General features: G+C 45.6%; 17 protein-coding genes. 2 read left to right on the forward strand and 15 right to left on the reverse strand.

All coding sequences use genetic code 11. From position 1 onward, the window contains the following. Positions 1-35: 35 nt before the first annotated feature. The 8 genes from CPIN_RS25485 to CPIN_RS25520 all read right to left on the reverse strand — a co-directional run bounded on the left by CPIN_RS25485 (position 36) and on the right by CPIN_RS25520 (position 12912). Positions 36-2549, reverse strand: a complete 2514-nt coding sequence (locus CPIN_RS25485; protein WP_012792742.1) for a zinc-dependent metalloprotease — start codon at positions 2547-2549, stop codon at positions 36-38. Positions 2550-2553: 4 nt separating this feature from the next. After that, positions 2554-3408, reverse strand: coding sequence for a peroxiredoxin family protein (locus CPIN_RS25490; protein WP_012792743.1), 855 nt, complete (start codon positions 3406-3408; stop codon positions 2554-2556). 87 nt (positions 3409-3495) lie between these two features. After that, entirely contained in the window at positions 3496-4962 is a 1467-nt protein-coding gene (locus CPIN_RS25495; RefSeq protein WP_012792744.1) for a PKD-like family lipoprotein, read from the reverse strand. A 19-nt stretch (positions 4963-4981) separates the two neighbouring features. Then, positions 4982-5803: a DUF4843 domain-containing protein gene (locus CPIN_RS25500; protein WP_012792745.1), complete on the reverse strand. Its 822-nt coding sequence runs from the start codon at positions 5801-5803 to the stop codon at positions 4982-4984. Positions 5804-5811: 8 nt separating this feature from the next. Continuing rightward, positions 5812-7314, reverse strand: coding sequence for a RagB/SusD family nutrient uptake outer membrane protein (locus tag CPIN_RS25505; protein ID WP_012792746.1), 1503 nt, complete (start codon positions 7312-7314; stop codon positions 5812-5814). Positions 7315-7326: 12 nt separating this feature from the next. After that, positions 7327-10821, reverse strand: a complete 3495-nt coding sequence (locus tag CPIN_RS25510; protein ID WP_012792747.1) for a SusC/RagA family TonB-linked outer membrane protein — start codon at positions 10819-10821, stop codon at positions 7327-7329. Positions 10822-11038: 217 nt separating this feature from the next. After that, complete coding sequence (locus tag CPIN_RS25515) at positions 11039-12280, reverse strand: FecR family protein (protein ID WP_012792748.1); 1242 nt, start codon at positions 12278-12280, stop codon at positions 11039-11041. A 53-nt stretch (positions 12281-12333) separates the two neighbouring features. Continuing rightward, a complete protein-coding gene (locus tag CPIN_RS25520; protein WP_245552143.1) occupies positions 12334-12912 on the reverse strand; it encodes an RNA polymerase sigma factor in 579 nt (192 codons plus the stop codon). Between the two features lie 261 nt (positions 12913-13173). Here CPIN_RS25520 and CPIN_RS25525 point away from each other — a divergent pair, with 261 nt between their 5' ends. Next, positions 13174-14874, forward strand: a complete 1701-nt coding sequence (locus tag CPIN_RS25525) for a GH39 family glycosyl hydrolase (RefSeq protein ID WP_012792750.1) — start codon at positions 13174-13176, stop codon at positions 14872-14874. Between the two features lie 415 nt (positions 14875-15289). On the opposite strand, the gene CPIN_RS25530 is transcribed toward CPIN_RS25525, so the two are convergent. From CPIN_RS25530 to CPIN_RS25545, 4 genes are all read right to left on the reverse strand, one after another. Continuing rightward, positions 15290-15802: a VOC family protein gene (locus tag CPIN_RS25530; RefSeq protein WP_012792751.1), complete on the reverse strand. Its 513-nt coding sequence runs from the start codon at positions 15800-15802 to the stop codon at positions 15290-15292. 114 nt (positions 15803-15916) lie between these two features. After that, positions 15917-16747 carry a hypothetical protein gene (locus CPIN_RS25535; RefSeq protein WP_012792752.1) on the reverse strand — a complete coding sequence of 277 codons (831 nt, stop codon included), beginning with the start codon at positions 16745-16747 and terminating at the stop codon, positions 15917-15919. A 54-nt stretch (positions 16748-16801) separates the two neighbouring features. After that, on the reverse strand, positions 16802-17491 hold the full coding sequence (locus CPIN_RS25540) for a hypothetical protein (RefSeq protein ID WP_012792753.1): 690 nt from the start codon (positions 17489-17491) through the stop codon (positions 16802-16804). Continuing rightward, a complete protein-coding gene (locus tag CPIN_RS25545; protein ID WP_012792754.1) occupies positions 17472-18449 on the reverse strand; it encodes a hypothetical protein in 978 nt (325 codons plus the stop codon). The genes CPIN_RS25540 and CPIN_RS25545 overlap by 20 nt, the downstream gene beginning before the upstream one ends. Before the next feature lie 227 nt (positions 18450-18676). Between CPIN_RS25545 and CPIN_RS25550 the strand changes: the two genes are divergently transcribed. Then, the gene (locus CPIN_RS25550; RefSeq protein WP_012792755.1) at positions 18677-20548 is read left to right on the forward strand and encodes a helix-turn-helix transcriptional regulator; all 1872 of its coding nucleotides are present in this window, start codon (positions 18677-18679) and stop codon (positions 20546-20548) included. Between the two features lie 31 nt (positions 20549-20579). On the opposite strand, the gene CPIN_RS25555 is transcribed toward CPIN_RS25550, so the two are convergent. From CPIN_RS25555 to CPIN_RS25565, 3 genes are all read right to left on the reverse strand, one after another. Then, positions 20580-21152, reverse strand: a complete 573-nt coding sequence (locus CPIN_RS25555; RefSeq protein WP_012792756.1) for a cupin domain-containing protein — start codon at positions 21150-21152, stop codon at positions 20580-20582. Positions 21153-21275: 123 nt separating this feature from the next. After that, positions 21276-22310, reverse strand: a complete 1035-nt coding sequence (gene mgrA / locus CPIN_RS25560) for an L-glyceraldehyde 3-phosphate reductase (RefSeq protein ID WP_012792757.1) — start codon at positions 22308-22310, stop codon at positions 21276-21278. An 88-nt stretch (positions 22311-22398) separates the two neighbouring features. Beyond that, positions 22399-23157 carry a response regulator transcription factor gene (locus CPIN_RS25565; RefSeq protein ID WP_148230641.1) on the reverse strand — a complete coding sequence of 253 codons (759 nt, stop codon included), beginning with the start codon at positions 23155-23157 and terminating at the stop codon, positions 22399-22401. Between the last annotated feature and the right edge of the window lie 21 nt (positions 23158-23178).

Raw genomic sequence — 23178 nt, forward strand, 5'->3', positions numbered from 1 at the left:
ACAGCCGCCGGTTTATTCATAGGAATAGTTAGCAATTACTTATTCTCAGCCTCTTTACCTTCCAGTATCATCGTGATCCTGTTTTCAATATCCTGTAAATGATATTTTGAAACACCTGTCTGCACAGGTATCGCCTTACGGATATCACCACGCAGGACTACCAGTTGCGCGCGCATTAATGAAGATGCATCGTTGCTGGTAGGATCCGGGTTTATGTAGAAGATGGTACCGTTGCCATTGTTTCTGCCAACGATCTCATTTACCTGTCTGAATGCCTTTTTAGCCTGATCGATATACATCTTTTGCAGATTACGGCGATACAGGTCAATCGGCTTATTGTTGTATAACTCACTCCAGATACTATTTCTCAGATCATCAAGCATCTCACCTGCAGTATACGTTTTAGTGCCTTTATGGAGCTCCGCATCACGTGTAAGCGTCATGATAGCACCAGATGCCATCAGACGCATGATTACATTGAACTGGCCTACACCTATGTAAGTGGCGCCGTCAATACCGGTAAGTGCAGTCAGCGTATCATTGATCAACCATTTAGGCGTTGTGAAGACATAGTCGTTCAGGAATTTCATGGCCTCTTTTTGTTGCTGGTAGCTCACCGGAGATATCTGTACACCTGGCTGTTCTACACTTTTCAGGGTCTGGTATTCACCACCAATACTCTTCATTACATGAGCGCCAAACAGGATGTATTGACGCAGTACTGTCTCATACATGTTCTTCAGGTTGTCATAGCCTTCATTGGGGACGCTGGTCCAGTTCCTGAGCTGCGGCAATACACGTTGCAGGTTTTTGATACCATATTTAGACGCGAGAACGTTATTGTCACCCAGGTCTTCACTCTGACTACGCGGGTCACTGCCGGCATTTTCGCTGCCAAAGAAAAGGCGTTTATTAGCCGCCAGACTATCAATCACCAACCTGTTCAGGAACGCGACTTCTTCATTTGGCGTTTTAAATTGTGGATACCAACGATAACCGAACTGAATAGCCCATCTGTCATAGTCGCCGATTCTCGGAAAAATACCCTTATCCCCTATGTTATCTTCGGGTTGTGCCACCCAGTTGAAACGGGCGTAGTCCATAATAGAGGGCGTATGGCCATTGGCTTCCACCCATGCCTTATCGCGCAGCTTTTCTACCGGCACGGTGGAGCTGGATCCAAAGTTATGTGCAAGTCCCAGTGTATGTCCTACTTCATGGCTCGACACGAATCGGATCAACTCTCCCATCAGCTTATCATCGAATTCCATTTTACGGGCATTCGGATCCAGCGGACCTGCCTGTACCATATACCAGTTATGTACCAGCTGCATGATGTTATGGTACCAGTTGATATGTGTTTCAATGATTTCACCACTACGTGGATCGTGTACATGAGGACCACTGGCATTGGCTACCGAAGAGGGTTTATAAACAATCACATTGTGACGTGCATCATCGATACTCCAGGTAGAATCGTTCTCAGGCGCTGTTAAAGCTTTAATAGCATTTTTAAAGCCTGCCTGCTCAAATGCCTTCTGCCAGTCGTTTACCCCTGCAATGAGATAGGGTACCCACTTTTTAGGTGTGGCCGGGTCAATATAATAGATGATCGGCTGTCTGGGTTCTACCAGCTCCCCACGCTTATATTTCTCAACATCTTCCTCCTTAGGTTCAAGACGCCAGCGTGTGATCAGGTAGCGTGCTTTGACACCTTGTGGATCCGCATCAAAATCTATATAGCCCCTGGCAAAGAAGCCTACGCGTGCATCGGCATAACGCGCCTGCATCGGTTCCTTTGGTAATAGCACCATAGAGCTGTTCAACTCATAGGTGTCAGGTATGGTAGCACCTGGTGTGGCTGACAGATAACTGCGCATGGTGCGGATCTCGATGTTCATCGGGAAGGCCTTCATTCCGGTGATAAAAGACTTATCCGACTGGATCGCACCCAGCTTCAGTGCTGTCTTCACCTGTGTACCGAAATGGAATATTTCGTTTTCCGTGTTTAAGATATCCGTAACATCAATGACAGTGGTGTGTGCCGCTTTGTTATATGCTTTTACCGGGAATACAGCCGCAATAGGTTCCAGGTTGGATTTGATCACCGCTCTGTACATACCATTTTCAGTGGTATCACCGGAGCGTTCCTGGAAGCGCATTACTTTTAACAGTATTTTGTCATCCTGTCCTTTATCAAAATGGATGACGTTTTCAGCAATCTGGTCGCCGGCATAACCGGTCATATTAGGTCGGGCGCTGGTAGCAGCCTTCCCGATACGATTCACTACCAGGATAGCGCGGGTCAATAGTGAATCGTGTATTTCAAAATAGTAGCGGCTGTTCAGGTAATGTACCTTGAACAAACCCTCATAACTGGTCGCTTTAGCGGTGATTACCTGGTCATAGGGCTTGATACCGGCAGATAATGAGTCTGTCTTCCTGGTGGTACTGTCTGGTGGCGTATTCTTTGCCGGTGTATTCTTCTGTGCCTGGGCACCGGCGCCCAAAGCCATCAGGGCGGCTAAGGCAATGTTGTATTTAAGCATGGTTCTATTTAAGTATTTCTTCCAATTTTGTTGCTAGTGCTTCTCCCCGCAGGTCTTTTGCGATGATCTTTCCTTTGGGATCAACCAGGAAATTCTGTGGAATAGATCTTATCGCATATAGTTTCGCGACATTGCTATCCCAGTATTTAAGTTCGGATACATGCTGCCAGCTAAGACCATCTTTCTGAATAGCCTTGATCCACTCGGCTCTTTTTCCCGGCTGATCCAGCGATACAGAGAGAATATCGAAGTTTTTGTCTTTGTACTGCTGGTAGGCTTTTACTACAGCAGGGTTTTCCTCCCTGCACGGTCCGCACCAACTGGCCCAGAAATCAATCAATACATACTTACCTCTGTAATCCTTCAGACTTATATTCTGTCCGCTGGTATCAGGCGCCGTAAATGCAGGTGCTATGGCGCCTACGCGTACGGTCATGTATTTATCAATCATCTTTTTGGTGTTGATACCAGCTTCACTCTGCCGGATATTCTTTTTCAACCCATTGTACAGGGCATTATAGCTTTTTATATTGTCCGGCAGCGGACCTATCACATCTTTTAATGCATCCAGACTAACCATATAATCCGGATGCTGCCGGATAAAGTTGATCTCCTGTGCCTTACGTGCTGATTTCAACAACTTCATCTGATAGCGCCATTCTCCAAGACCTATCGTATCATAATGACCTTTGGCTTTCTGTGCATCATAGTATTGTTGCTGGCAGGTCGCCAGTTTCGCATCAGCATCAGCCAGGAAACCTGTGAGTTCCTTCTTTTGTGCTGAAAGCATTGTCGTGTCCTGTGCGGCTGTATGAAGGCCCAAACCGCAGACAAGCGTGAGTAGCAGTATATTTTTCATGATTATTATTTTCCGTTTGAATACATGCATTCCCCCCTACCGGTGCAAAGGCACCGGCAACGGGTAGAATAGCTATAATGGCTGGATTTAGAAGACGCGGCTGCCCTGTCCCTGTTCCATGTAGATCACTGTATTTATACGGCCATCTCCTTCGAATGTTGGTTGAGATAGCGGTTGAATAGTACCAGTAGAGCTGAGCCTGTGCAACCATACCTTGTAGCGCCCCTGATTATAGGTGGCGATAGCCAGGTAATCGGCCGTATATACAACATTCGTTGCAGGTACCGGGTATTTTACATGTTGTATGTCAGTAACGACCTCGCCTGCCGGCAATGTAAACTGTAATCGTTCTGTTGCAGTAGCAATGTCTGTCATGAAGATATCGGACCCTATGGAGTAGTAAATGTAGTCTGCGTCATAGTTACCGGCTATCATACCGGCATTCATCAGTCCATGCGACGACGCGATCGTATCACGTGCCATAATCAGTGCACCGGAACCCAGCAGGAAACCATACAAGGTATTGAGTTTATAAAGTACCCCATTGCCATCAGGCAATTTAAACAGCATAAATGCCACGCTGCGTACGCCAGGGAAACCGGCCATCCAGGTAAGATCTGCATTCATGTTTTTTAGTTCAGTGGCATTACTGCCAAGACCCGTGTAAGCGGTTCCATTGTAACAAAACACGGATTTCGTATTCAGGTCCCAACCGAGGTCCATGGCGCCTACTACAGCCATCTGTGAAGGTTTGTAAGTTTGCGGCAGATCTGTAAACAATGCTCCCTTATTCATACAATAAGCCTTGTTATCATTGATCAGCATCAGATTCGCGCTGGCCTGTGGCTGGAAAACATTCTGCGGACGACGATTGGCAGGTTTGCCAAAGAACATGCTATCATAGGCATATGTTTCTACGCCATTGCTCACGCGATAAATACCGGCGTCTTTATCTGATAATACAATCAAACCACCGTATAGATCAGAAGAAGTCAGGGTACGGCGCATACCGCCTGCAAACAGACCTTTTACCGCATGTCCTTCCAGACTTTTGCCATTATTGTAAAACGCAATCCAGTTGTCTATTCTGCCTCTTTTATGGATAAAGTCTATGTCTGTTTTGCCGTTATTATCTTTAATGAGGTACCAACCGTCATTATTGAGTGTCGATACGTTAAAGATCATTTTTTTCAACTTTACCACACCGGTTTTCTTATCACGTATGTTCAAAACGAGATAATATTGTCCGGGGTCGAGCATCACCGGATAACTGATATCCTTCGTAAATGCCAGGGTGTCTGTTTTATTCTGATTGCCTATTAACGAGACAAAGTTTGCACTGATGTTCGTCCAGTAATAATCATATAACTTTTCATCTGCTACCGCAGGAGAAAGGCGCAGGGTATCCTGGTGCGTAAACAGATTGATGGTATCTGCAATACCTCCTACCTCAAATGCAGGCAGGGGATTAGTAGCGTCAGTACTGTCATCTTTCTGGCAACTGAATGCCAGTAGGCTGATCAGCAAAATGACGAGTATATTAAACTGTTTCATGAGCTGCTTGGTTGATAGTTTATGGGAATGTGATGGCAGAACTGGCTGGTGAAGATGTTTCACGTATCGGCGCTTTGCCACTGGCAATATTGTCAGGATTGCCATTGTAGTCGATTAATGCCTGCTTCAGCACTGTTACAAACTGTCGCAGGGAACCATTGTTACTGGCTGCCTTAAACCATGGATCATCGATGTTCTGTTTAAGTACATCAATCATAAACTGATGTTTACCAACGCTGTATTTGCCAAACCAGCTGAATGCAGGTGCAAGGTAACTATCCACCCGCCAGGAGTCGAAGCGTTCCAGGTGATCAGAAAAAGTCAGCATTTTTTCGCGTGCTATTCTTTCGCCTAAACCAAACTCTGAATTTTCTGCCAATTGGATATGGAGACGATAGGTATTAGTGGCCAGACTCGTATCTCTCAGCAAGATTACCGGGATGCGGGCACTTGCCTCATTCGCCTTCACCACCATCAAAGACTGCATGTTTTTGTCATCAAAGTTGACATAGTGTATACCGGGTAAAGCCCTGAAAGGTGTTTCGGTAGCAACACTATCTATAATCTGATTAGTAACGCTGTCCCGTTTATAGGTATAGGAGTAGTCTGTAATCTGAACAAACTTCACCTGTCTGTCGTATGGTGCAATGCCACCGATGGTGTTCACCTGGATATAGGCAGTATCCTGTACGATATTCTCCGGTTCAAATACGAAAGTAGCAGATTGGGTAGTCGTATCAGCCATCTGAATACGGGCGATGTCGGAATAAGTAAGATAGGGTGCTTTCTTGCAGCCGGCAGCCATTACCAGCGCAAAGCAGCAGCATATGATCTGTTTCATGGTCGTCATTAGTTGTTGTGATAATTAATTTCGCGATCCGGTTTTGGTACGACATACCTGGCGGCAGTGCCGGTATAATAAGCAGCCGTCCAGCTGGCAGGAAGGGTGTTTACGTTCAGCCTTTTATAGGTGAAGAAAGTCTGCCCTTCCGCATAAAGTTCACGTACATATTCACGGATGATCTTATTCCTGCGGTCTGCTTCCCAACCGGAGGCATTGAAGCCTGTAGGGAAAGGAATACCCTTTTCGTTACAATAAGCCCCATAGGCAGCCTCTGCATCCTCTTTTCCGGCAGCGCATTCTGTGAGTATCAGATACATTTCGCTAAGACGTAATAAAGGCACCTGTAAGACAGGATTAGACGCCCGCTGATTAAACTTCCTGTACATCACGTAACTAGGGTTGTTGACCCTGTACACCCACATTTCTTTCCATCTTACATCAGAAGTTCTTTCTGCAACAGGGAAGAGATTATTAAGAAAGTAAAAGCCGTCCTGTACGTTAAAGTCACTACGGGCCAGCGAACCAAGTTCGCCGAATGTACCGGAGGCAATAGCATCCAGGTTGTATACGCTCAGGGCTGCAATATGTTCTGAAGACATGAGATAGTCTCCGGATACGCGATCACTCTCCCTGCCAAGTCGGAAAATTGGTAAACCAGAATGGTCTCTCGCGTCAACTACCATCTGCGCATATTTTGCTGCATTGACTTTGTTGGCAGGATCGGTTGTAGAGAGATACATATATACCCTTGCTTTCAAGGCCAGCACTGCATAGTAGTTCAGCCTTATCTGACGGTACATGTAAAAGTTGTCTGCTACTACCGGAGGCGTATTGATATTCGTAGGCGGATTTAATTCTGCCAGCGAATAGGTCCTGATGGGATCCGTATCCTTCATCAATGCTTCTGCTGCATCCAGGTCTGAAAGGATATGCTGTGCAAATTCAGCATAACCGACAGGCGTGATGACCTCATGCGTCACTTCTCTCACATAAGGCAGCAAGGGGCCCTGACCAGGGTTGTCAGGCATAGGACCATACATGCGCAACACATCAAAGTGGTTAAACGCACGTAAAGCCAGGGCTTCTCCTTTAATCAGGGAATAGTTGTTACCGGTAAACATGCCCTTTTGTGCGTCAATTCTTTCCAGGATACTGTTTACACTGGCCACTACCTTATAGAGATCCGCATAAGTATTATCTAGCCAGCTTCTTACAACCGCATCCGTATAATTAGCGTTGGCGAGGCTGTTCAATGCGACGTTATTCGCAGATACCACATCCCAGTTACGGGCCATGAATTCAATATTCCCCCACATCAGACTACCACCGTAGGTATTGTTACTTTTCATCTGAATATAAGCGCCGGTCAGCGCATCACGGAAGCCCTTTTCTGTGCTGAATATCTGATCTTTGGTGGTCTGTGCCTGAGGTGTAACGTCAAGGTATTTATTACAGCTGCTGAAAGCCAGCGCGCTAAATAGTATAGTTGTTGATATTAGTTTCTTCATGTTCATCCTGGTTTAGAAAGTGACAAATACATTAAATGAAACCTGCCTTGTGAACGGATAATCCAGTCCTCTCTCCTGCTTTACCGTAGACAGGTAGAACAGTTCTCCTGTATTAGCGGAAAGCGTCAATGCCTGCAGACCTGCATGTTGCAACCAGGCTCTGTTCAGCACATTATAGGTAATGTTGATGTTCTGACAGGTGAGTGTTGATTCATTCTGCACAAATCTTGAAGAAGGAAAGATGACAGAATAGTCATTGATGCCTCTGAAAAACGCCTTATCTCCGGGTTGTTTCCAGCGATCTGTAAATACGCGGGCATCTACGTTAAAGAACTTATCCGCACTTTCCACGCGATCTACCAGGGTCTGATTGTATATCTGTCCGCCCAGGCGATAGCCGAAGGATGCGTTAAAGGAAAGCCCCTGGTAACGCACCAGCGTACTGAAGTTACCGCGATAGGTAGGCTGATTTAATCCCACTGCTACCCTGTCTGCCGCATTCCAGGAGTAAGAAACTTCGCCCTTACGTGTCATGAATAATTCACGGCCGGTACTAGGGTCTATACCCATTGAACGAACAGCATAAATGGTATTCTGTGATGCGCCTTCTCGGATAATTTTATTCGGTGTGCTACCATCGGTAAGCAATGCCAGTTTCTCGTTAGCGGCTTTCATTGCTTGTGACAGCTGTACGATCCTGTCTGTATTATGTGTAATGTTACCGGTTACAGACCAGTTGATACGACGTGCGTCATCCTGTATCAGCATCAATGTAGCACTGGCCTGCCATCCTGTTTGTTCCAGCTGTCCGATATTTTCAATGTAGCTGGTGAATCCGTTGGAATAAGGCAACTCCAGTGAGGATAAGAGATTAGAGGTCTTTTCTTTGTAGAAATCGGCCTGCATGGTAATCCTTCCACGAAATAAGTCCGCTTCTACCCCTGCATTGTATTTCTGGTTTTTCTGCCATTGCAGATCAGGATTGCCCAATGAAGTTTGTCTGGCACCCAGCCAGTTCTTATAGTGGTCATTGATAATATACCCATAGGTGGCCAAAGGCTGATAAGCAGAAAATGCCTGGTTACCCGTCACACCATATGAACCACGGATTTTCAGCCTGTTTACAACCGGCAGATTATCATGTATAAAATCTATATGATGCAGGTTCCAACCGGCTCCTAAAGAATAGAATGGTGCAAAGCGACTGTTCGTACCAAACTGAGAGGCGCCATCTAAACGATAGCTCACGTCTGCAAAGTAGCGGTCATCATAGCTATAGCTCACGTTACCTATGGCACTCACCCTTCTGGTAGTGGCTTCTGTACCGCCCGGACGGCCATCCCGCTGATACTGCAATGCCATACCAAGGAAATCGATGCTGGCATCAGGGAAGCCTTCTGCAGAAAAACTGTAGTTAGTGCTTTTATCTTCAGCTGCTTCCAGCTGCGCCCCGATACTCAGATAGTGCAGTCCTCTGAAGAGATTACTATACTGGAGATTCAGGTTACTGGTGTAACTGAATGACTTACCGGTGCCATAGTCGTAAGAACCTTTACGCAGGATGTCTGCATCGCTGTAACCTGCGAAAGCAGAATGTTCTGCAGGCTTGAATATATCGGAGTTGAGATTGGTCGCATTGATACCAAAAGCACCTCTTACGGTGAAGTGTTTGAATGGCGACCAGTCAACCTGGAAATTGTTGATGATATTGAGATACTGACTGCTGTTGAATGTATTCAGTGTAGCGTCATACATCGGGTTAGGGTAAGGTTTTCCGCCTGTGCCATTGTTTTGTACCCAGTAGTCATAGTTAAACGGCGTAAATGTTTTCACGATATTGCCGGCAGCATCGTAAGGACTCCAGTATGGGTTCAGTTTCACATAATCACCGAAAACACCCCATGGAGACTCATTCGCATTCACGCTGCCTACTGTCAGACTATTGCGGAAATTCAACGTTTTAAGACGATAAGAGAGGTCTGCGGTTCCGTTAATCGTTCTTCTGTCGGATCCTTTCATGACACCATTGATCTTATGTACATCACCGATCAGGGCATAACGGAAGGCGGCGTCTCCACCTTCCAGGCGGAGGGAGTGCTGCTGGTCTACACCATTACGTAAAGGTTTTGCCATCCAGTCAGTATTTACACCACTTTCGACCTGTGCTTTAACCTGGTTATAGTATTGCTGCAGACTGATATTCTGTTCAGGGCTTTTCGTCGAGTTATAATAAAAACCAGACAATCTCTCCAGTTCCAGTTTATCGCGTGCATTCAACAGGTGATAGGAACTGAGATCAGGCGCACTCAGACTCAAGCCTCCTCTGTAAGTGAGGCGCAGCTTACCAGGTACGGGTTCTTTAGTAGTGATCACAATGACCCCGTTAGCGCCTCTGGAACCATAGATAGCAGTCGCCGGACCGTCTTTCAGCAAAGTAATGGAGGCTATTTCATTGGTGTTGAGGTCCATCATACGTTGCAGGGTGATCGGGAAACCATCCATGATGATGAGTGGTGTATTGATAAGTGCAGACGTGTTATCCTGCAGCTGATCGATATTAGGCAGGTTCCTGTTTCCTCTCATCTGGATATCAGGCAGATGGTTCGGATCAGAGCCGAAGCTGTTATTGGGAACGATGTAAAAAGACGGATCGATGTTGCCAATGGTGACAAAGATATTTCTGCCCTGAAAGTTCTGGATCTCTTTGGCTGTAATCGTCTTGGCAGCACCTGTGTAAGACTCTTTTGCCTTGTTGAAGATACCCGTTACTACCACATTGTTGATAGAAGATACAGCAGGCGCCATGATGATGGAGATGCTTTTATCCCTGCGCACAGTATAAGCTGTAGGCCGGTATCCGACAAAGGAAATCAGCAATACATCGCCCTGTTCAGCTTCAATGGTAAAATTACCCTGCGCATCAGTGGAGGTGGTGGCTGTTTTACCTTTCACCCGGATGGTAGCTCCCGGCAGGGGACAATTACATACGCTGTCTGCCACATGTCCGAGAATTTTCCCAGGTGCTGCACTCACCTTTTCCATTGTCAACTCAGCAGGAACAGGCTTTGGCGTGATGACAATTGTTTTTGTGTTTTCTTTCAGCTCCATACGAAAGGGCTGATCTCTGGACATAATGCTGATCAGTTCAGGCAGGGCGATATTGCCTTTAACAGAGACCGTTTTAGCATTGGTGAGCATATCCTGGTTGTAGAATGCCACGTAGCCGGTTTGCTGACGAATGGTTTGCAGGAGTGCTTTAACGGACATATTGTTGCCGGACACTGACACTGTTTGTGCTTCCACGGAAGCCCTGACATGAATAAGTGCTACAAAAAGCAGCATGAATGTCAATTTCATAGCAAGAAATATTGTGGCTGTCCGGTACTGGCGACCTGGCTTGACTATCAGGTCGTCCATCGACAGCGATTTGGTTGATAAGCCCCGGGCCGCAGGTTCCTGAACAGGCATAGCTTTCAGGTACGGCTTGGGATAAGCAGTAAAATCCATAACTTACACGTTGGTTAGGGTTGATAAAATTGCATTTCGTCCTAGAAATTGTTAAGGGATCAGCCCAGCCTCCGGCCGGGAGTGTCGCAAGCACTTCCGGCTTTTTTGCTGCTGTTTCCCTGAGAAACTCAGGTCATGTTGCGGTTGAATATTTATTGTTAGCGATAGTGCATACATTGGCTTTATATTGCCGGTTCCTGCCATGAATGGGCCGGAATTATGGCTTTACAATCAGTTTACGGCCTTCCAGCTGAAAGTCTACTTTGGACCCTTCCAGGATATGTAATACATCTTGTAATGTGTTCTGTTTGTTAATCTCACCGCCAAAATGCGCGGTTGGTATTCCCTTTTCATAAACCACTTCTATGTCGTACCAGCGCTCCAGCTGACGCATTACTTCGTCGAGGCTGGCATCATCAAAATTGAACAGCCCATTTTTCCAGGCCATTACCTGATCTGTATTTACTGCATTCAGTACCACCAGTTGTCCTTTGGATGGTTTAACAGCCGCTTGTTGTCCCGGTTTAAGCGTAGCTGTCTGGTGATAGGCATTAATTCTTACGGCTCCATCAAGGAGGGTGGTCCGTATGGTATTTTCGTTGGTGTATGCATTAATATTAAAGCTGGTTCCCAGCACTTCTATGGTGGTGGCTTCGCCTGTAGTTACTTTAAATGGTGTTTTGGCATTCCGGGCTACCTCAAAATAGGCTTCCCCCTGTAAGGATATATTACGTTCGTTTCCTTCAAAAGAGGTCGGATATCTGATAACGCTGGCAGCGTTCAGCCAGACTTTAGTACCATCAGGCAATATCAGCTTGAACTGTCTGCCCTTGGGAGTGCTTACCGTATTATATACTGCCACGCCGGATGCCCCGTTACCCGTATTATAGGCCAGTTGTCCGTTTTGCAGCACAACGCTGGTGCCGTTCTGGTCAGCGACCACACCGTTGCCGGTACTATCCAGCACCATGGTAGAACCATCCGCCAGCGTAAGTATGGCCCCGTCCCGACCGGGTGCTATAGGCATATTTTTATCAACGGACACTACTTTATTACCTGGTTCAAGGGGTTTATGCTGATTGAACCAGAAGAAAGTAACCACGCCTATGAGCAATACAACAGCAGCTGCATAGCGGAATACCTGATTGTTGAGAAAACGCAGCAAAGGACGTTTGCTGATAGATGACGGCTGCAATTGTTGCAGCATGGCGAGAAAGCGTATTTTGTTCTGTTCCCGGTTACGTTCAATCTGATGCCAGGTCTGCAGCATCTGCTGTACCGCGGCTTCATCATTTATTTTCTCGTATAAGGCGGTGTTAGACAAAGACGTATTTTTCCAGGTATCCAGCTCCTGTTGTTCTTCGGTAGTCAATACCTCTCCCGTAAGCTGCTGATGTAGCAGACGTACAATCCTCTCGTCAAAAGCATGTTCCATCGATGTAAAGTCGTCTGTTGGCATTCCCGTCATTTCCAGTATAACAACTGAGCATTACGAAACGTGACAGAAATTTTTCAAAAAAATAAAATTGATAGAAATTGGCTACTCACCCCTTTCTTAAGGAGTACTGTTTTTAACTCTTTTATGGCCCTGGCTTTACGTTGCCGCAGGTTTTCCATTGAAATGTCCAGCCGGGCAGCTACATCTGCCGACGGCATATCCTGTAGATATAATAATTCTACGATCTCCCGGTAATTGTCCGGTAGCCTGGCAATTTCCTGGTAAATCAGGCGCATTAACTCGGATTCCGCCATCAGCGAAGCGATGCTGTTGTCGTCACCTTGTTCCTGTTCCGAAATTTCCAGGGAACGCTTTTCCCGTACACGGAGGTGTTTCAGATAATTAAGACTGGCATTCCTCGCCAGTGTAAACAAATATGCTCTCAATTTCCCGATTGACTCAAATCGGTTAGGAGATTGCCATAACTTAAGCAGTGACTCTGTAGCGATGTCCTCTGCCTGATGCTGATCCTGGATAATGCTGAGGGAAAAATATACCAGGGTGTTATAATAAACATCATACAAATGGGAATAGGCAGCGGTATCATTGGCTGCTATAGCTGCAAGTAACTCATCCTCCTCATATGGTGACACACCTGGCAAAATCGATTTTTTAGAAAGTCTATTTCGCAAAATAATAAATAAATTAAAAAAAATGGAATAGACAATCACATAAAAAGAGCGCTTTTTCCTACTCAGTCCGCCGAAAATTCCCCTCTTATAATGCCCTGAAACACTAATTTTAATATAATGCTTGTATACCTATACTTTATTCTCAAAGGATTAAAAGCATTATAAGTGTTTTCAGGACATTCAATCAAATTATATTTATATTAGCGAAGCAACGTATCCGTTATGAAAAAGATCTTACTGTTCAGCCTTTGTATAGCCCTGGGTGATACTTTATCCGCCCAATCCACCCCTACTACTTTAACAGATAATATACCTGCGTCCATTGAGGTACGTCTGGGGCAGATAACTGGTCCGATGAAACCTGTATGGGCCTGGTTTGGTTACGATGAACCGAATTATACCTATATGAAGGACGGGAAAAAGTTACTCAGTGAAATTGCGGCACTCAGTCCGGTACCGGTATATGTCAGGACGCATAGTCTGCTGGTAAGCGGAGACGGTGTTGCCGCCCTCAAGTGGGGTTCTACCAATGTATATACCGAAGATGCAAACGGCCAGCCAGTTTACAACTGGACAATCATCGACAGCATCTTCGACACCTATATCAACCGCGGCATGAAACCGCTGGCACAGATCGGCTTTATGCCGCAGGCACTCTCCACCCATCCTGAGCCCTACCGGCACTACTGGAAACCCGGTGATCCATATACAGATATTATTACCGGCTGGGCATATCCGCCTAAAGACTATGACAAATGGCGGGAGCTTGCCTATCAGTGGGCTAAGCACTCCGTAGAGCGTTACGGCCAAAAGGAAGTGGAAAGCTGGTATTGGGAAGTCTGGAATGAGCCAAACGGTCACTATTGGAAAGGTACGCGGGAAGAGTTCTTCAAACTATACGACTATGCCGCTGATGGCATTAAAAAGGCCCTGTCCACTGCCAGGATCGGCGGTATCAATATAGCTGGTACAAGTAGTAAAACGGCTACTGAATGGACCACACAATTTATTGAGCACTGTATTTCCGGGACCAATTACGCTACCGGTAAAACCGGCGCTCCGCTGGATGCCTTGTTATTTCATGCCAAAGGAAATCCTAAACTGGTCAATGGTATCGTTAGGATGAATATGTCGCCTCAACTGCGTGATATAGCAGCAGGTTTCCGTATTGCCGCATCCTATCCCCAGACGCGTAATCTGCCATTGATCATCGGGGAATCAGATCCTGAAGGTTGTGCTGCCTGTGGTATGGCTACCAATCCTGAAAATGCCTATCGCAACGGTACACTATATTCCAGCTATACAGCGGCCTCCTTTGCCCGTAAATACCTGCTGGCCGATCAATACGCGATCAATTTCCTGGGCGCCGTATCCTGGTCATTTGAATTTGAAAACCAACCCTGGTTTTACGGATTCAGGGACCTGGCTACCAATGGTGTAGATAAACCGGTGCTCAATGTATTCCGGATGTTTGGTATGATGCGCGGCGACAGGGTCAACGTTTCCTCCAGCCGCATGTATCCATTGGAAACGGTCCTGGATTCCAGTATCAGGGGGCAGCAGACCGAAATCGGCGCATTGGCTTCCAAAGCAGCTCACACAGCAGCGGCAATGGTATGGAATTATCATGATGAAGATAAAAAAGGCCCTGCTGAGCTGGTGAATCTGACTTTTAAAGACGTACCGGCCCAAAAGGTAATCATAAAAACCTATCTTATAGATAGTGATCACAGCAATTCCTACGAAGTATGGAAAAAGATGGGATCTCCACAGCATCCGACTAAAAAGCAGATCAGTACACTGGAAAAAGCAGGAAAGCTACAGATTGTACAGACAATACAAAAAGCAAGCATGAACGGAGAGGTGCAGCTGCCCCTTCGTTTGCAGCGTCAGGCAGTTGCACTAGTGACACTCAGCTGGTAATAACATAAACAGATAGCACCAGGCGGGGATTTAACTGCCAGGCAGCTTGCATAATTCCTTAATAGCTTTCGTGTACTTTGTTAAAGATCGTCCGCTCACTGTACACTACACCAGTAAAAGATAAAATTTATATAGACAGCTGATCAGTTAAGCGGTGGTACCTCTTCACTTTACCAACAGCATAGAGTATTTGCGACATTTGTGAATACAATATTAGCGCAATTATTGATTGCATTTTAAGCAATGTGCACAGGGCGCAAAAACGTGTGCATAGGACGCAAAAACGTGTGCACAGTAGGCTAAAACAGGGTGTCGGGAGTACCTCTTACTATGCTATATTATAAGGTTTTGATATTTGTCATCCTTCGTTTGATGAACGAAGGATGACAAATATCAAAACAATGCCTTTTAAAGGTCATGCTTTTACCTGCTCCATTTGTCTGACAATGGTCCATCCTTCCGGAGTAATACCCATAATCTCAGTAACAACACCTAATGTCTTATAAGTATCAAAAAAGGCCATTCTTGCAATAGGATGATCCACTTCACTGATCACCGCATAGCCCTGTTCGCGCAGGTTACTGGTAATTTGTCCGAAATCGCTGACAGGCAGGCGATATGCAACGTGTTGGATACCTCCCTCAGGCTGACGCTCAAGATAATCATGAAACATACTCTGACCAGAAAGAGGCTGGACCAGTTCAAGAAAGGAACCGCCATTATATGTCTGTGTGGTCAGCCATCCGGCATCCACTACCTTGCCATAATAGGTCATATCCAGATCCTGTGCCCGCACCTGTTCCGGTTGGGGGAATCCGGTAATACCCAATGTATCAGCAAGGAATTTAACAGCGGCAGCTATATCGGGAACTACCCAGCAGATCTGGGCCATTTCAAGTCCGGCAGTTATTTTACTATTCGTAATCATATGTGCTTCTATTTAGATAAACTACAGCACTAAGGTAGAACGTAGAGAGATCTCCGGGGAGGGGTGTCTGCGCCAATATCAGGGTTATTTGCGACTAATTGCCGCAGCTATTTTCTATTTTTCGCTAAGCATATGCGCCAGAATGGGGGCACATTTCTCTTTACAGGGTTGGTAAAATTCTCCGTGTTTCCAGGTAGCAGATTTGGGGGATAAGCCCCACCAGAATTCCGCTAAAGCCAGCGGTTCCAGCTGATGATAAAAAGCATATTGCAGCAGTTTCGGACCGGCACACTCTCCTGCCCCGGCAGGCGGCTGTTTATAGCCCTGGGTAGTAAAAATGTCTACCAGGTTCTTAAAACGACCTGCTTTATTCCTGAAATTATATTCCTCAAAAATCCGGCGTTGCAAAGCGATGGAATGCGTTTTACGCAACTCCTTCAAACGAGTGATCTCTGACTGATTACCCGTAGCATCTGTCACCATCAGGGCAGCTATTTCACTGTTGATTGCTGTCAGGCGGCTCATACCTGCATTGAGAAACCCTCCTTCTTTCATACCATCAAATACAGGGTCGACAAACTTATTATGATGATTTCCGTTGGCCAGCTTTCCGGAGAATGCAGAAAGATACCCTACGGCTCCGTGCTTATTCCTTACCACCAGTACGCCAAACATCTTACCGATCACCGCACCGTTCCCGGCATTGTTCAGGCCGAAATTATGTGTCCATTCATTTTGCTGCTGAAGGTGTTCCTGTAGTGCGGCAGCGGCCATTTTACAAAGGGGATGAATCGTATCGTCCAGGTGGAATACCAGCCCGTCTGCCATCGCTAACGCCCGTTCCTGGTCGTCGAAACGACAGAAGGCAGTGGCTGCTTCCGGAACGGACGGTTCCGTTGCAACTATAGACCGGGCATAATCTCCCGCGACGGCTGTGGTGTTCACGCTAAAGATGGCTTGAAAAGCCGCAAAGTTACGGAATTCCGGCCAGGATATCAGCTAGTCATGCACTGACAGGAAATTACCCGCTACATCAAATACAAAGCGGTAATTACGTCTTGCGGCAGGTATTATGATATACCATTCCTTTAAAGATGCGGCTTTCAGCTGATTGAAATAGACATGATGCGTACCCTCCGCACCTTCAATTCCTTTTGACCTTTCCAGGGCAAAATCATACACCTTCTTTGCCGTACTGAATTTTATTTCATTCAGGGGCATCAACAGGGTTTCAAGTGGAAAATGCCGGTTTGCATTGATCTTAACTGGTTTTTGTATCTCCCAGCGGCCATTGCTATAGGTATATGTATCAACATTCTCCCGTTTATCAGGGTCCTGCAGGTCGACCGATATCATTCCTCCCTGATAATCATAAAAATAGATACCGGCAAGGAAAAACAGTTTTTTCCCTTTAAGATGGGGCATATTATACAATACCTGCTGGATACTGTCAAGCCTTTCTGCATCCTCAAAAATACTGGTGAACACCTGCGCCGAAGCGGTAGACGAAATAACGACAGAGGAGGAAACAGTCACTGAAGAAGACTCTTCGCTATTGACAGGCACTTTTTCTTTTACACCGGATACCGGATGAATCGTTTCCTCGATACTTTTCCGCATCTCTTTACATGACACCAGCAATAAGGCCGTTATCATTACAATCAGTATATTATACACTAAGATCTTCATAGAATACAATTTTCTCAGGTTCTTCGGGTAGAAACATAATCTCCTGGGGGCCGACAGAAAGTTTATGCACATCCAGCAGCGAGACTATCTTCTTATAGTTGATGTGATGATGATTATGCAGCTGGTCGCTATATTCAATTTCAAACTGTATCTGTGGCTGTTCGTTAATATACATGCCGGTCTGCCTGTAATTCAGGATATTACCGGTGGTTTTAATACCATACATGATCATACGAAGTGGTTGTTTCGGATCACCGGAAGCCTTGCTGATCAGGTGCAGTAAGCTGCCTATAAATAAGCCTGCTCCAATGTTAATCAGGGGGACGGAAATCCAGGGATGGAAAAGCGTAAGAAAACGCCAGCCAGCACCCTGACTCTCCTGGCGATAGGAAAAAATCGGGTAAATGATGGCTGTCAGCAGAAAAAAGAAAAAGACGACAACATATAATACTACTATCTTCCTGTTACGTGCGACCTGCATCTGCATCGGCGCCAATGTGGCATCCTTCCCTTGCAGACCCGCCTTCATGTCAATAGTGCTACCCGCTTCAAAGCGTTTCTCAGCGGGCCTGCTATCATTTAACTCATATAACATTTCTACATCCGTTCCTGCCAGGTTCCTGAATGCAAGTCTTAGTTCAAGTACGACACTGCCATCCCCCATAACGCCTTTCTGCATTTTCCCGACAATTTTTGCAGTAATGGAAGTACCTTCCCGGGTGCTTTTCTCCAGGCGTTGTTTATCTGTAAATAGCCGCCGGATCATAAAACGCCCAAATAAAAAGAGCAATGTCAACCAGCTGACCACGCCCAAACCAAGGTAAAAAAAGGCCATTGCGGCACTCTCCTGGGGCTGTCTGTCAACACTGTCAGCCATGTAATACAAAAAAGTGGGCAATACAATTGTAAATGCAAGTGTATAAAGTGACCAGAAAGAAATAGCAAAGCCGGGTTTCATGGCGATATGTTTATCTCATTATCAAAGGTTCATTACCTGTCTTTACAAAGATGGGATGTCATTTTCCAATAACCATCATTCACCTGAATATAGCCGCCCTTAATGGCGTCTACAAAACGACTACAGATAAAACAACTAACTATTAAACAAATAGTTATACATGATTTTGTAGACGCTATTCCGAATTATTTCCGGTTCTTTTTACTACTTTATAGTAATTTGCTGTTATGAAATCCTTATTGTGGCTATTTATTTCTCTGGCCTGGTTCAGCAGTTTTGCGCAAACCGGGACTACTGATAGTCAACAATCAATTGTTGACCACGCCTCCACCGACAAACATGAAAAGGTTGTTTTGTTAATCCGGTCAGCAGAATTTTATCGGGTCAATAAAGACTATACGAAAGCGATAACAAGCAGCCGGGAAAGTATCGCGCTTGCAGCTGGGATAAACAACTTTACGGAGGCCGCCCAGGCTTATCTTGTTTTACTGAACAGCAGGATCAGTGCACAGGAACTGGGGCAGATAAAACAGCTGAGTGATACGCTGCTATTAACGGCCAAAAAAGCGGGAACACCGCTTGCGATGGCTTATGCTTATTATGGACAAGCCCTGGTTTTTAAGACACTCGATCATCCGGAGTCAGTCATGGAATATTGCCAGATGGCCCTGACAGCTCTTGGAAAGAATCCGGCGCCTTATATTGCTGCCAAGATCTATTATCAGTTATATGCTATCCATTCCAACTGGAATAATGGTGATAAAGCCTACTATTATGCGCATCTGGCCATGGAGTATGCTTCAAACACTAACGATTACAACCTTCTCAGCAATTGTTATAATGCCATGTCAACTGCTCATGACTATAGCTATGAAATGCATCATGAGCAGACAGCCCTTGATAGTAGTCTATACTATCTTAATAAATCGGAACAACTTTATACCCGTCATCCGGGACAGGTCAGCAATTATGCCTATGCGATCAGCTGTATTAATCTTGCCAGCTATTACCTGCGGTTTGGAACTCCTTCCGGCAACAAGGCACAATCACAAGGCATTTACTATGCAAACAGGGCAAGAACAGTATTGAAAGACGCGCCCAATAGCCAGGAAGTTATCGCCAGCAGTCTGGGTATACTCAGCGAATATGCCAAACGGGATGGTAAGCCGGCCGATGTCGAGCATTATTTACTGGAAGCCTACCAGGTCATGCAAACACAACAGCCGCCCTATTATTACACCATGATCAACGTAACAAAGGGCCTGGCGAATTTCTATGAAAACCAGGGAAATTACCAACGTGCCTTTCAATTCCAGCAACTCGTCAATGAATACAGCAGCAAAAGCTTCGACCAACAGAAAGCGTTAAAGTCCCAACAGCTTGAGATAGAATACCAGACAGAAAAAGCGAATAATGAAGTGCGCTTTTTAAAAGAAAGGGAGAAAAGTCAGCAACAAAAGAATTGGTTATATATCTGCGTGACCATTGTATCCTTCCTGTTCCTCTTATTCCTGTTCCGCTCTTATCATTTCAGATTACGCTACTCCATACAACGTGCAAAACAGCTGGAACTGGAGAAACTGGATGCCGCACTACAGCTGAAACTTGAAAAAGAGGAACAGGCGAGACTAAAGGCAGAACAACAATTAATGGAGCTGCAACAGCAACAACTGAAAAAAGAAGTAATGGCTAATGTTTTACAACTGGAACATAAAAACCAGGTGTTATACAATCTGAAAGACAAGCTGATAGAAGGAAATGAGGTGAATATGCAGAAAGTACTGAAGGAAGAATTAATACTGGATGATGATTTCGAATTAGCCAAACTACAGATCCAGCAGGTACATGCAGACTTCTTCCCGCAACTGAATGAGAAAGCACAGCGGAAGCTTACATTGCTAGATCTGAAGCTTTGTACATACCTCTATCTTCAGATGGATACACGTCAGATCGCGCAACTCATGCATGTAGAAGCCAAAAGTGTCAGAATGAGCCGCTACAGGATCAAACAAAAACTCGGACTTGAAAAAGACCAGGACCTTCATGTCTTCCTGCAAAGCCTGAAAGAAAATGCAAACGGCACCAGATCAGCTGACTGATATGCACGCTTGCTGGATTATCAATGGCTGCTTATTTCCAGATCTGCGGCAGTCCCCCTTTCCCATTGAGCGGATCAGTCGCCGGTACCGGCAATGAGGCAATATTCCGGTCTGCCTTCGGCCGCTCCCCTGGTTCTCCACGATTCAGGTCCCAGTTCCTGCCCTCAGGATAAGCACCCACTATTCCCAGGTTTTCACTACCCAGATTTTTATGCCCTACCCCAGCCGGAATGACGATAATATCCCCTGCCTGCACTTTTACCTTTTCACCACCTTCTCCGCCTAAATGCAATAAAGCTTCCCCGGAATAAACACCTAATACTTCGTGCGACGTACTGTGATAATGGTGAAAAGGATACACGCCATTCCGCCAGGAATTTGTCCAGTTTTCCTTTGCAAATTGTTCCTCCAGCCAGGCAGCGCCCTCACTCCCTCTTTGTTTAAACGCATTGCGATAAAGTAATAAAGGGTATTTGCTGTTAGGGATCTTCCCGTCATCCTTAAAGTAAAATTGCTGTGCTTCCATATTGATCGTTGCAAAAAGTGTTGAGATGGGCATTGTTACAGCTACACCAACAATACCTATGAATTTTTTCCTATCCATATGATCTTGTCTATTGATGATAAATGTGCAGAAAAACAATGCCTGATACCCATGGTGTTCATAGCGGTATCAGGCATTGGTCTTTACTATTAATAACAGCGGATAAATGAGTGTTATTTCAGCTTAGTTATCAATCTCTGCGGACTGGCTCCAGATATTAATATGTCCGTTCTGTGCATACTTATCAATCTCATTGAGCTCTGCATCTGTAAATGCGATATTCTTCAGGGCACCCACACAATCAATCACCTGCTGTGGTTTGCTGGCTCCGATCAAGGCGGAGGTCACTGCTTTTTGTCTCAATACCCAGGCGATTGCCAGCTGTGCTAATGTCTGGTTACGTCTCTTTGCAATATCATTCAGCGCCTTGATATTCTCCATATTCTCCTCACTTAAAAATCCCTGCTGCAATGATTTACCCTGACTAGCCCTGCTGTCAGCCGGAATCTCTTTCAGATACTTATCTGTCAGCATACCCTGTGCCAATGGTGAAAATACGATGGAGCCGAGTCCGGTGTCAGTCAAAGTATCCAAAAGACCATCCGTTTCCACCCATCTGTTTAACATCGAATAACTTGGCTGATGGATGATAAAAGGAGTACCCAATGATTTTAAGATGGCATATGCTTCCTTCGTTCTTGCGGTATTATAAGAGGATACGCCTACATACAACGCCTTACCTGCACGTACCAGCTGATCCAGTGCCAGCATTGTTTCTTCCAGCGGCGTATTAGGATCATAACGATGTGAGTAGAAAATGTCGACGTAGTCTACCCCCAATCTCTTCAGGGACTGGTCACAGCTTGAGATCAGGTATTTCCTGCTGCCCCATTCACCATATGGACCAGGCCACATGCGGTATCCTGCTTTTGAAGAAATGACCAGTTCATCCCGAAGACCGGCAAACTCTTCCCTGAGTATTTTACCGAAGGCAATTTCTGCACTACCCGGTTGCGGACCATAGTTATTCGCCAGGTCAAAATGTGTGATACCCAGGTCAAAGGCAGTCGTACATATTTCTACTTTACGACCATGTGCAACATCGTCTCCGAAGTTATGCCAGAGGCCCAGCGAAATAGCAGGTAACTGCAAACCGCTGTTCCCGCAGCGATTATATAACATATGATCGTAGCGATCGTCTTTAGGTGTCCATTTCATGTTTATTCCTTTTTGAACAGTTTTTCTGCCCTCAGTTTACTATTTTCCGGCCATATATGCCACCTATTTTTCCGGATAGTCATGCACGCTAAATCAGCTTGGCATTAACCGCATAGGCCAATGCCTCTACAATATTGCTGACTTCCAGCCGTTCAAAGATCCGGCGCCGGTAATATTTAACGGTATCAGGCGCCACAAAGATCCTTTCTGCTATCTGGTTAATATTGAGTCCCTGGGCATGGAGCCGCAACACTTCTACTTCCCTTTCCGTGAGTACAGGCTTTTCTGATTTACGCCAGGTTTTAGCACCGGGATGTAGTTCCCATGTCTCGCCGGAATTCTGCTTATAGATACGTGTATTGCCTGCGGACTGGTGATGTGAGAGTGATACAATACACATGGCCTTCCACATCTTTCCTTCAGGGCTTAGAAAGAGCGGCGTCAGCTTATGGTTGACCAGGATATGCTTCCCTTCTTTATTAACCAGGTGAAAATCATAGGTAATGCTGTAGTCTTTTCTTTCCGCAAACGGTATGTTGGCATAAAAATCAAATCCTGCCTCATTGATCTGGGTCAGCAATGTCAGGTCGTTTTCGGGCACATGCCGGAAATAAAACTCATACCCCAGCCCTAACACTTCTTCCGCTGAGAGTCCGCACAGGAACAAGGGATTGTCCGAGACATACTCAAAAGACATATCCGTATAATCAATCACATATACGCTCTCGTAGGTGAGCCGGGCAAAAGCCTTCACCACTTCTATGTAGTGCTGGCCCTGTTGGCTGCTTTCCGGGCTTTCGTCCAACTTGTTCTTTGTCAGGAGACCTGAATGGGAATTATTTTTCATGTCAAGCATTGCGAACCCCTA

The sequence above is a fragment of the Chitinophaga pinensis DSM 2588 genome, from assembly GCF_000024005.1.
GTDB classification, from domain to species: domain Bacteria; phylum Bacteroidota; class Bacteroidia; order Chitinophagales; family Chitinophagaceae; genus Chitinophaga; species Chitinophaga pinensis.

What these genes read in the sequence shown, in the direction of transcription:
- CPIN_RS25550 (WP_012792755.1), top strand. Translation starts at nt 18,677, where the DNA reads ATGAAATCCTTATTGTGGCTATTTATTTCTCTGGCCTGGTTCAGCAGT.
- CPIN_RS25525 (WP_012792750.1), top strand. Translation starts at nt 13,174, where the DNA reads ATGAAAAAGATCTTACTGTTCAGCCTTTGTATAGCCCTGGGTGATACT.
- CPIN_RS25545 (WP_012792754.1), bottom strand. Translation starts at nt 18,449, where the DNA reads ATGAAACCCGGCTTTGCTATTTCTTTCTGGTCACTTTATACACTTGCA.
- CPIN_RS25485 (WP_012792742.1), bottom strand. Translation starts at nt 2,549, where the DNA reads ATGCTTAAATACAACATTGCCTTAGCCGCCCTGATGGCTTTGGGCGCC.
- CPIN_RS25555 (WP_012792756.1), bottom strand. Translation starts at nt 21,152, where the DNA reads ATGGATAGGAAAAAATTCATAGGTATTGTTGGTGTAGCTGTAACAATG.
- CPIN_RS25495 (WP_012792744.1), bottom strand. Translation starts at nt 4,962, where the DNA reads ATGAAACAGTTTAATATACTCGTCATTTTGCTGATCAGCCTACTGGCA.
- CPIN_RS25500 (WP_012792745.1), bottom strand. Translation starts at nt 5,803, where the DNA reads ATGAAACAGATCATATGCTGCTGCTTTGCGCTGGTAATGGCTGCCGGC.
- CPIN_RS25530 (WP_012792751.1), bottom strand. Translation starts at nt 15,802, where the DNA reads ATGATTACGAATAGTAAAATAACTGCCGGACTTGAAATGGCCCAGATC.
- CPIN_RS25565 (WP_148230641.1), bottom strand. Translation starts at nt 23,157, where the DNA reads ATGAAAAATAATTCCCATTCAGGTCTCCTGACAAAGAACAAGTTGGAC.
- CPIN_RS25515 (WP_012792748.1), bottom strand. Translation starts at nt 12,280, where the DNA reads ATGCCAACAGACGACTTTACATCGATGGAACATGCTTTTGACGAGAGG.
- CPIN_RS25490 (WP_012792743.1), bottom strand. Translation starts at nt 3,408, where the DNA reads ATGAAAAATATACTGCTACTCACGCTTGTCTGCGGTTTGGGCCTTCAT.
- mgrA (WP_012792757.1), bottom strand. Translation starts at nt 22,310, where the DNA reads ATGAAATGGACACCTAAAGACGATCGCTACGATCATATGTTATATAAT.
- CPIN_RS25505 (WP_012792746.1), bottom strand. Translation starts at nt 7,314, where the DNA reads ATGAAGAAACTAATATCAACAACTATACTATTTAGCGCGCTGGCTTTC.
- CPIN_RS25540 (WP_012792753.1), bottom strand. Translation starts at nt 17,491, where the DNA reads ATGAAGATCTTAGTGTATAATATACTGATTGTAATGATAACGGCCTTA.
- CPIN_RS25510 (WP_012792747.1), bottom strand. Translation starts at nt 10,821, where the DNA reads ATGGATTTTACTGCTTATCCCAAGCCGTACCTGAAAGCTATGCCTGTT.